We start from the raw sequence: 9,839 nt of genomic DNA, 5'->3' as shown, positions 1-9,839 counted from the left end.
ACTCGGTGATCCTCACCAGCGGCCAGAACCCTGTCAAGAAGCCCTGTTCAACCGTAAGGGCCGGGCAACTGTAAGAATCCGGGCAACTGTACAGACCCGCCGATAGCCGGGGAGCCCTCCTTGACGTCCACCCCGAACGTGTGCGGAGATATCTTCCCAACAAGGGAACCCTGGATTTATTCCGCGCACGGTAGCGCCCAGGAACGGGATAAGAACACCAAATGCAACCGAAGACGACGTACAGCGGTCCAGTTTTCGACATTCTGGGAGTGGGTTTCGGGCCCTCCAATCTGGCCTTGGCCGTGGCGGTCGACGAGCACAACGCGGCCACCCCGGACTCCCCTCTGCGCGCCGGGTTCATCGAACGCAAGCAGGCCTTCGGATGGCACAAGGGCATGCTGCTCGACGAGGCGACGATGCAGGTCAGCTTCCTCAAGGATCTGGCCACCATGCGGAACCCGCAGAGCCGGTACACCTTCCTGATGTACCTTCACCAGCGCGGTCGACTGGTTCAGTTCATCAACCACAAGACGCTCTTCCCACTGCGCATCGAGTTCCACGACTATCTGGAATGGGTGGCCGCGCAGTTCGAGGAGCTCGTCCGCTACGGTGCCGAGGTGGTCGAGGTCCGCCCTGTCGAGGAGGGCGGCAGGATCGTCTTCCTGGACGTGGTCTCGCGCGACGGCGACGACCCGGACACGGTGATCGTGCAGCGGACCCGCAACCTGGTGATCGCCAGCGGCATCGTTCCCACCCTGCCGCTCGGGCTGGAGGGCACGGAACGCCTCTGGCACAGCTCGGAATTTCTGAACCGGCTGGCGGCGCTCCCCTCGGACCCGTCGGTGTGTACGGTCATCGGCGCCGGCCAGAGCGCCGCGGAGATAGCCGGACACCTGCACGACAGATTCCCCCGCGCCGATGTCCACGCGGTCTTCTCGCGCTACGGCTACAGCCCCGCCGACGACTCGCCCTTCGCCAACCGCGTCTTCGACCCGGAAGCCGTCGACGAATTCTTCTCCGCACCCCCGCACGTGCAGCAGAAGTTCTTCCACTACCACGCGAACACGAACTACTCGGTGGTCGACCCGGAGGTCATCGACGACCTTTTCGGCCGGGTCTACCGGGAGTCCGTCCGCGGTGTTCCGCGCCTGCACATCCGCCACATGACGGAAGTGAAGCAGGTCGTTTCCGAACCCGACCGGGTCCGGCTCCGGCTGGAGCACCTGCCCACCGGGGAGGAAACCGACCTCGACACCGATCTGGTGGTCTTCGCGACCGGCTACCGGCCGATGGATCCGCTCGCGGTGCTCGGCCCGGCGGCCTCCCTCTGCAAGCGGGACTCCTCCGGTCTCCTGCACGTCCAGCGCGACCACCAGGTCGTGACCGAGGGCTCGGTGGAATGCGGGATCTACCTGCAGGGCGGCACTGAACACACACACGGCCTGTCGTCCTCGCTGCTGTCGACCACAGCCGTCAGGGCCGGCGAGATCGTCCTCTCCGTGGCCGGGCGCTCCCCGGACACGGATCCCGAGCTGACCGAACGAAGGATGTCGAAGGGCTTCAGCGATGTACGTTCCTGAGCAGTACCGGCCACAAGACCCGTCCTGGACCCGCGAACTGATCCGCTCCAATCCCCTGGCCCTCCTGGTCACCAACGGCCCCCAGCACCCCTGGGCCACACACGTTCCCGTGCTCCTCGCCGAGGAGCTGGACGGTGCCCAGGCACCCGGGGAGGACCTCGTCGGCCGGCGGATCCTCGGACACATGAACCTGCTCAATCCCCACTGGAAGGCGCTGTCGGAGGCCGAGCACGCCCTGCTCGTCTTCCAGGGGCCCGACTCCTATGTCTCGCCCACGGTCTACGAGCAGGTGCCCGCAGCTCCGACCTGGGACTTCACCTCCGTTCACGTGCACGGCACGCTGCAGGTGATCGAGGATCCCGACGCCCTGAGGAAGATCGTGCGTGCCACCGTGCGCGCCTTCGAGCGGGAGGTCGGCACCGGGTGGGACATGACCGGGTCCCTCGACTACTTCGAGCGCCTCCTGCCCGGAATCCGCGGGTTCGAGATCGAGGTCCAGAACGTCGACAGCATGTTCAAGCTCAGCCAGGAGCAGCCGCGGGAGACCGTGGCGAAGGTGGTCCACGACTTCCGCCGGAGCACCGGGAACCGCCGGCACGAACTCGCCGCCATGATCGAGCGGGCGGCGTCCGGCGCGTCCGGTGACCTCGCGCCGTAACGCCGCCACCGTGTGACATGAGAGGACCAACAATGCAGCGCACCATGCTGAAGTCGAAGATCCATCGAGCCACCGTGACCCAGTGCAACCTGCACTACGTGGGCTCGGTGACGGTCGACGAGGATCTGATGGAGGCCGCGGACCTGGTCGCGGGCGAACTCGTACACATCGTGGACATCAACAACGGCGCCCGTCTGGAGACCTACGTCATCACCGGGCCGCGCGGCAGCGGGATCATCGGGATCAACGGCGCCGCGGCCCGGCTCGTCCACGAGGGCGACCTGGTGATCCTCATCTCCTACGCGACGGTCGACGACGCCGAGGCCCGCAAGCTGCGGCCCAGCGTCGTCTTCGTCGACGAAGCCAACCGTGTCCTGGAGGCCGGCACCGATCCGGCCGCCGTGCCGCCGGGCCATGGCCTGGTGTCCGGAGCCCACTAGAGGGACGGCGCCGCCCCGGCTCGCGTGGAGCCGGGGCGGCGAGGCTGTTCAACTGTCCGATCCGAACAGTTGAACAGCCACCGGTCTCAGTCCGGCCAGCGCTCGAGCTCGTCCGCGAACGAGTTCCAGCCCTGCGCGCAGGCGCGGGCGAACTGCGCCACGGCGTTCGCCGCATGGGGTGGCACCTGCCGCACGAGGTCGTTCAGCTGCTCGCTACTGGTCGCCTGCGCACCGAGCCAGCGCAACAGCGAGCGGCGGGCCTCGTTGAAGCGGAGCGACGGGTCACGACGGAGCCTCTCCACGATGTCCGTGGGCCGGGTGGCCGTACCGTGCCCCCGCCCTCCCGGTAGTGCTTCCACGGTGCGCTGCCTCGGCGCCGTCCACTCCGTCCGCGGCTTCGGAATCCTCTCCGTCGCCCGCTGCCTCGGAGGGACCGGGTCCTGGCCACGCCGCATCCGGTCGCGGACGTCCCGCACGGTGGCCGGAGCGATGCCTGCGACCTTGGCGATCTCCCGCAGAGAGGCTCCGGGTTGCTCGGCTATCAGCTTTCCGGCCAGCCGGCGCCCCTCGGCCGAGCTGAGTGGTCGCACCTTGCCGTCCCGGCCGATCCGCGCCTCCGCCGAGGACCCGCCGGACTCGCGCTGCCGGATCCCGCTCACCGTGACCGCGGAGAGCCCGACAGTGGCCGCGATCGCGCGGTCGGACCAGTAGGGATGCGCCTTGAGGATGCGGCCCACCGCGGCGGTTCGGTCCGCCTGCGTCAACGGCAGGCCGTGCGCACTGTTGGCCTTCACGGCGAGGACGAAGGCAGCCTCCGCGTCGCCGTCGAACAGACACACCTCGATGTCCTGGTCACCGCGCATCCGGGCCGCGAGCAGGCGGTGCTGGCCGTCGATGACCTTCATCGACGGCCAGTGGACGAGGATCGGCGGCAGCGGATCACCGACCTGCGCGAGCGTTTCGACATGCCGCTCGTCCGGTCCGAGGAGCCTCGGAGAATCTCCGGGCAGAAGGGAACTGACGGGCAGTGTCCCGGTGCGGAGCCCGGGGAGTGACCTGGGCTCTCCAGCCTCGCTGCTCAAAGTTCCCAGACGTGTCTCATCAAGAGGATTCATCATGGATACCGCTTCCCCCGTCACCTGAACGACCCCTCACCTCAGGTTCAAAGCCTTGTCTTGCCATGGAGATCCGCCTTCCATCCTACGCACACGCTGAAACGTCCGGCGTGATTCTGACCGTATGTCAACTTTTCGGCTGGAACAGGCACTTACAGCGATCGGCGGGCGCCTCCGGAACGCCGGGCCGCGACCGGGCGGGCGGACCCTTGTCCGGACACGACCGACGGGGGGATGTTCCGCCAGGAGCCGCCGGGCACGGCAGCGGGACCGTTGACACCCGCAGGAGACGCATGGAAGCATCGTCGAAGTCCTGATCATCCTGATCTGATTCCCTGGTGCAGGCTTCCTCGATTGACTGCGAATCAGATCCCCGGTTCTGGACCATCGTCTCGTTCTCGGAATTTTCTGATCACAGAATCTCGAGCACGGCTCTGCTCCCGGCGGCTCCGGCAACATCTCCCGTCCCGTTCCGGGTCGTTCGACGACAGCAGGCCACCTACCGGTTCGGAAATGATCCGGAGCGGCGCCCCGGTGCAATTTGAGGAAGAGTGGTATGCGCAGCCAGGATGACACGCGAGTCGGCCGATGGTTTCGGGAGGTGCGACATAGCCCGAACCCGCAGACGCGATTGATCTGCTTTCCCCACGCCGGCGGACTGGCGAGCTTCTTCCGCCCCTGGGGCCAGCTCGTGCCGCCCGGTACGGAACTCCTCGCGGTCCGCTACCCGGGCCGGGAGGACCGGTTCCTCGAGCCGTTCGCCGAAACGATGGACGAGCTCGTGGAGCAGATAGCGGGTGAATGCGTCCGCCTGCTCGACGCACCGCTGGCGTTCTTCGGCCACAGCATGGGCGCCTCGGTCGCCTACGAGGTCGCACTGCGCCTGCAGGCGGAGCACGGCGCAGCTGTCTCGGCGCTCTTCGTCTCCGGCCGCTCGGGCCCCGGACGAGAGCACATTCGACCGCTATCCGGCGCCAGCGACCACCAACTCATGAAAGAACTGACCGAGTTGGGAGGGACCGACGCGGAGGCCTTCGAGGACGCGGAGCTGCGCGAGCTGGTGCTGCCGACGATCCGCGCCGACTACCGGCTGGTCGAGGCGTACACGGCGACGAAGGCCGGCGTCGTACTGAACGCCCCGGTCACCGCCTACTACGGCACACGGGACGCGGAGGTGAGCCGCGATTCCGTGGAGGCGTGGGCCGAGGTGACGGACTCCGGTTTCCGCATGCTTCCCTTCGAGGGCGGCCACTTCTTTCTCCTGGACCACCCCAGGGCTATCGTCGATGACATCCGCTCCCGTCTCGATCCCATCGCCAGACGCTGACTCCGCCCGAAGTCGGCCAGTCGGCCATCCGGGTCCGGTCGGCCCGAAATACCTCCCGCTCGAAACCAAACACCTTCCAGACAGAGGAATCCAATGTCCAACCCATTCGATGACCCCAACGCCACCTACTTCGTCCTGGTCAACGAAGAGGGACAGCACTCGCTCTGGCCGGCCTTCGCCGAGGTGCCGGCCGGCTGGGACACGGCCTTCGGCGAGGCCAGCCGCGAGGAGTGCCTCGAATTCACCGAGAGGTCCTGGACCGACATGCGCCCGAAGAGCCTCATCGCCGCCATGAAGAACGACTGAACCCATTCTTCCGTATGCGATCGGCCGGAGGCTTAGGTGAATTCCTTCACCTCCGGCCGCAGGCCTGCCGAACGCAAGGAGATTTCCGTGTCGCCGAGTACCGGCAGCACCGGTTCCGGGTACGCCGAAACGATGGGGTCGATCACTCGCACCGCAACACAGCGGCGCCTTTTGATGTGCTCCCCCAGCCACTTCGACGTCACCTATTCCATCAACCCCTGGATGGCCCCCGAGAAACCCACCGACGGTTCTCTGGCAGTGGCCCAGTGGGAGAGGCTCCGCGATCTCTACCGCGACCTCGGGCACATCGTGGAGATGATCGATCCGCTCCCCGGGCTGCCCGACATGGTGTTCGCCGCCAACGGCGCGACCGTGGTGGACGGTCGGGTGTTGGGTGCGCGCTTCCGCAGCTTCGAGCGCACGGCCGAGGGCCCGGCCTACCTCGCGTGGTTCCGGGAGCACGGCTTCGGGGAGATCAGCTGGCCGGAGCACCTCAACGAGGGCGAAGGCGACTTCCTGCTCGCCGGCCGCACGCTGCTGGCGGGTACGGGATTCCGCACCGACCGCCGTTCCCACGACGAGGCCCAGGACTTCTTCGGGGTCCCGGTGATCTCCCTGAACCTGGTGGACCCTCGCTTCTACCACCTGGACACCGCACTGGCGGTGCTCTCGGACCACGAGGTGATGTACTTTCCGGAGGCCTTCTCGGAGAGCAGCCGCAGGGTGCTCCGGAATCTGTTCCCCGACGCGATCCTGGCGACCGAGGAGGACGCTCTCGCCTTCGGCCTGAACGCGTTCTCCGACGGCCGCCACGTCCTGCTGCCGCAGTCGGCGGTCCACCTGATCGACGAGTTGAGGCAGCGTGGGTTCGAGCCGATCGGCGTCGACCTGTCCGAGCTCCTCAAGGCCGGAGGCAGCGTCAAGTGCTGCACCTTGGAGCTGCGCAGCGGCTGAACGGCGCAACCGCAGGCCGGGCGTCGCGCGGCCGGGCCGTTCGCGGGACCTCGACGGGTTCCGCGAACGGCCCGGCGCGGCGGTCCTTCCCGGCGCGCGGAACACCGATCCCGTCCAGGTCGTGCCGGAGTTCAGCCGCCGGGCCGTCCCGCCGCCCGCTCCCCGAGCGCTGCAACTCCCGCCACAGGGTGTCGGCGAGCTCGGCCCGGGCAGCCGGCAGCGGGCAGCAGTGAGTCAGCCGAACGTGGGAGTGGCCGACAGCTGTCCAGTTGGTCGCGGCCGCAGTGTTCCGGTCTGCTCCGACACCTGTGCCGCCTCGCTCAAGGAAGTCGCCAGTCCACCGGCTGCGCCCCCTGCCGCACCAGCAGCTCGTTGGCCCGGCTGAACGGGCGCGAGCCGAAGAAGCCCCCGCTCGCCGAGTACGGGCTCGGGTGCGCCGACTCGATCGCCGGGATCTCGCCCAGCAGCGGCCGCAGATTGCGCGCGTCGCGGCCCCAGAGGATCGCCACCAGCGGGCCGCCGCGCGTCGCCAGGGCACGGATCGCCTGCTCGGTGACCTCCTCCCAGCCCTTGCCGCGGTGCGCGGCGGGCTTGCGCGGGGCGGTGGTCAGGGCGCGGTTCAGCAGCAGCACGCCCTGCCGCGTCCACGGGGTGAGGTCGCCGTTGGACGGCTGCGGGAGGCCGAGGTCGCTGCCGTACTCCTGGAAGATGTTGATCAGACTGGCCGGGATCGGCCGGACCTCGGCCCCCACCGAGAAGCTCAGGCCGACGGCGTGACCGGGGGTCGGGTAGGGATCCTGGCCGACGATCAGCACCCGCACCTCGGCGAACGGCTGCTGGAAGGCGCGCAGCACGTTCGGGCCCGAGGGCAGATAGGTGCGGCCGGCGGCCAGTTCTGCGCGGAGGAAGTCGCCCATCGCGGCGACCCGCCCGGCCACCGGCTCCAGCGCGGTGGCCCACCCGGGCTCGACGATCTCGTTCAGTGGACGCGGTGCCATGGGCGTAACCCTATCGGCCTACACCGACAGCCCGTTCACCGAGATGATCACACCGGGGCACCTCGAACTGCGGCTCACGCCACCGGGCGCCCGCGCAGCACCACCAGCCGCGGATCGGCCAGCACCCGGACATCGGCGCGCGGGTCGTGCGCGTACACCACGAAGTCCGCCGGCGCGCCCTCCTCCAGGCCGGGGCGCCCCAGCCAGGCGCGCGCGCCCCAGGTGGCCGCGGACAGCGCCTCGGCGGGGGTGAGGCCGGCCTTCACCAGCTCGGCGACCTCCTCCGCGACCAGCCCGTGGGCGAGCGAGCCGCCCGCGTCCGTCCCGACGTAGACGGGGATGCCCGCGTCGTGCGCGGCGCCGACCGTGTCGTAGCGGCGCTCGTGCAGCCGACGCATGTGGGCGGCCCAGGCCGGGAACTTGCCCTCGCCGCCGGCCGCCAGCTGCGGGAAGGTGGCGATGTTGACCAGGGTCGGCACGATCGCGACCCCGCGCTCGGCGAAGACCGGGATCAACTCCTCGGTCAGGCCGGTGGCGTGCTCGACGCAGTCGATGCCGGCGGCCAGCAGGTCCGGCAGCGACTCGGCGGCGAAGCAGTGCGCGGTGACCCGCGCGCCCTCCTCGTGCGCCGCCGTGATCGCCTCGGCGAGCGCGTCGCCCGGCCAGCAGGCGGCGAGGTCGCCGCGGTCGCGGTCGATCCAGTCGCCGACCAGCTTGACCCAGCCGTCGCCCCGCCGGGCCTCGGCGCGCACGTAGGCGGCGAGGTCGCCCGGCTCGATCTCGTGCGCGTAGTTGCGGATGTAGCGGCGGGTGCGGGCGATGTGCCGGCCGGCCCGGACGATCCGGGGCAGGTCCTCGCGGTCGTCGATCCAGCGGGTGTCGGCGGCGGACCCGGCGTCGCGGATCAGCAGGGTGCCGGCGTCGCGGTCGGTGAGCGCCTGCTTCTCGCTGGTGGCGGCGTCGACGGCGCCGTGCGCGTCCAGGCCGACGTGGCAGTGCGCGTCCACCAGGCCGGGCAGCACCCAGCCCTGGACCGTCCGGACGTCCGGGTCGGCGGCGCCCACGGCGGCCGGACGGGAGAAGGTCACCCGGCCGTCCACCACCCAGAGTTCGTCCCGGACGTCCTCCGGACCGACCAGCACCCGACCCCGGACGTGCAGCACCGCGCCATCGCTCATGGCCGCACTCTACCGACGGCGCCGTTCCCGGGAAGCGGCGAAGATGGGGCAGACTCGTTCCCGGCCACCCGCCGCTCCCTCCCTCGCACCCCCTCGAAAGGCCCAGAGACCGTGAGCCCCTTCCTCGACCTGCCCCCGCTCACCGCCGCCGACTTCGCGGCGATCGAGGACCAGGTCGCCGCGCTGCTGCACACCACCGCCGACGTGATCGTCACCCAGGGCGAGGCGCTGCTGCCGCTGGAGGCCGCCATCCGCGGCGCCGCGCACCCGGGCTCGACCGCGCTCAACATCGTCACCGGCCCGTACGGCCAGACCTTCGGCAACTGGCTGCGCGACTGCGGCGCGAAGGTCGTCGACCTCGCCGTGCCGTTCGACAGCGCGGTGACCGCCGAGCAGGTCGCCGCGGCCCTGGCGGCCGAGCCGGCCATCGACTTCGTCTCGCTGGTGCACGCCGAGGCCGCCACCGGCAACACCAACCCGGTCGCCGAGATCGGCGCCGTGGTGCGCGAGCACGGCGCGCTGCTGATGGTGGACGCGGTCGCCTCGGTGGCCGCCGAGCCGCTGCTGACCGACGCCTGGGGCGTCGACCTGTGCGTGATCGGCGGGCAGAAGGCGATGGGCGGACCGGCCGGCGTCTCGGCCGTCTCGGTCTCCGAGCGGGCCTGGCAGCGGATCGCCGCCAACCCGGCCGCCCCGCGCCGTTCCTACCTCTCGCTGCTGGACTGGAAGGAGCGCTGGACGGACGCCGGTCGCACCGTCCTGCCGCACGCGCCCGCGCAGCTGGAGATGCTCGCGCTCGGCGCCTGCCTGGACCGGATCGCGGCGGACGGCCTGCCCGCCGTCATCGCCCGCCACCGGGCGGCCGCGGCCGCCACCCGCGCGGGCGTGCGGGCGCTCGGCACGCTCAGCCCGTTCGTCCCCGAGGACGCGCACGCCGCGCCGGTCGCCACCACCCTGCGCACCCCGGCCGGCCTGGACGCCACCGCCCTCGCCGCCGAGCTGCGCCGGCTCGACGCCTCGCTGCCGGTCCAGGCCGGCGGCGGCGTGCTGGCCGCCGAGATGCTGCGGGTCAACCACTACGGCACCGCCGCCGCCCTCGACACCGTCCGGGCCACCCTCACCGCCCTCGCCACCGCGACCGGCGCCGACGCCGCCCCCGCCCTCACCGCGGCCGAGCAGGCCTGGCACGCGACCGTCTGAGGTCCCTCGGCGGCCACCCGACCGCCCCGACCGCCCCGACCGCCGCAGCGGGCGGGGCGGTCCGCCGTCCGGCCTCGGCTCGG

10 protein-coding genes are annotated in these 9,839 nt (G+C 70.3%); 7 read left to right on the top strand and 3 right to left on the bottom strand.

Annotated features, from left to right (window positions below; genetic code table 11):
- The first annotated feature begins 221 nt into the window (after window positions 1–221).
- From ABZW10_RS26985 to panD, 3 genes are read left to right on the top strand one after another with little or no spacing between them, the layout of a single operon-like run.
- Window positions 222–1,580 (top strand): SidA/IucD/PvdA family monooxygenase, encoded by a 1,359-nt coding sequence (locus ABZW10_RS26985; RefSeq protein ID WP_355370436.1) that lies wholly within the window; start codon window positions 222–224, stop codon window positions 1,578–1,580.
- Complete coding sequence (locus ABZW10_RS26980; protein WP_355370434.1) at window positions 1,567–2,238, top strand: FMN-binding negative transcriptional regulator; 672 nt, start codon at window positions 1,567–1,569, stop codon at window positions 2,236–2,238. Before ABZW10_RS26985 ends, ABZW10_RS26980 begins: the two co-directional genes overlap by 14 nt.
- 32 nt (window positions 2,239–2,270) lie before the next feature.
- Window positions 2,271–2,678 carry an aspartate 1-decarboxylase gene (panD, locus tag ABZW10_RS26975; RefSeq protein ID WP_355370432.1) on the top strand — a complete coding sequence of 136 codons (408 nt, stop codon included), beginning with the start codon at window positions 2,271–2,273 and terminating at the stop codon, window positions 2,676–2,678.
- Window positions 2,679–2,764: 86 nt separating this feature from the next.
- On the opposite strand, the gene ABZW10_RS26970 is transcribed toward panD, so the two are convergent.
- The gene (locus ABZW10_RS26970; RefSeq protein ID WP_355370430.1) at window positions 2,765–3,796 is read right to left on the bottom strand and encodes a streptomycin biosynthesis protein; all 1,032 of its coding nucleotides are present in this window, start codon (window positions 3,794–3,796) and stop codon (window positions 2,765–2,767) included.
- A gap of 553 nt (window positions 3,797–4,349) precedes the next feature.
- Between ABZW10_RS26970 and ABZW10_RS26965 the strand changes: the two genes are divergently transcribed.
- From ABZW10_RS26965 to ddaH, 3 genes are all read left to right on the top strand, one after another.
- A complete protein-coding gene (locus ABZW10_RS26965) occupies window positions 4,350–5,120 on the top strand; it encodes an alpha/beta fold hydrolase (protein WP_355370427.1) in 771 nt (256 codons plus the stop codon).
- 93 nt (window positions 5,121–5,213) lie between these two features.
- On the top strand, window positions 5,214–5,426 hold the full coding sequence (locus ABZW10_RS26960; protein WP_355370424.1) for an MbtH family protein: 213 nt from the start codon (window positions 5,214–5,216) through the stop codon (window positions 5,424–5,426).
- Between the two features lie 132 nt (window positions 5,427–5,558).
- A complete protein-coding gene (gene ddaH, locus ABZW10_RS26955; protein WP_355370528.1) occupies window positions 5,559–6,380 on the top strand; it encodes a dimethylargininase in 822 nt (273 codons plus the stop codon).
- Between the two features lie 320 nt (window positions 6,381–6,700).
- Here the strand turns inward: ddaH and ABZW10_RS26950 are convergent, their stop codons facing one another.
- Complete coding sequence (locus ABZW10_RS26950; protein WP_355370422.1) at window positions 6,701–7,378, bottom strand: uracil-DNA glycosylase; 678 nt, start codon at window positions 7,376–7,378, stop codon at window positions 6,701–6,703.
- Window positions 7,379–7,452: 74 nt separating this feature from the next.
- Window positions 7,453–8,556 carry an amidohydrolase family protein gene (locus tag ABZW10_RS26945; protein ID WP_355370419.1) on the bottom strand — a complete coding sequence of 368 codons (1,104 nt, stop codon included), beginning with the start codon at window positions 8,554–8,556 and terminating at the stop codon, window positions 7,453–7,455.
- Between the two features lie 111 nt (window positions 8,557–8,667).
- On the opposite strand from ABZW10_RS26945, the gene ABZW10_RS26940 reads away from it, so the two are divergent.
- Window positions 8,668–9,756 (top strand): aminotransferase class V-fold PLP-dependent enzyme, encoded by a 1,089-nt coding sequence (locus ABZW10_RS26940; protein ID WP_355370416.1) that lies wholly within the window; start codon window positions 8,668–8,670, stop codon window positions 9,754–9,756.
- The last annotated feature ends 83 nt before the right edge of the window (window positions 9,757–9,839 follow it).

It is taken from the genome of Kitasatospora sp. NPDC004723, from assembly GCF_040609255.1.
Classification (GTDB): domain Bacteria; phylum Actinomycetota; class Actinomycetes; order Streptomycetales; family Streptomycetaceae; genus Kitasatospora.
This window is presented reverse-complemented; position numbering and strand designations above follow the sequence as displayed.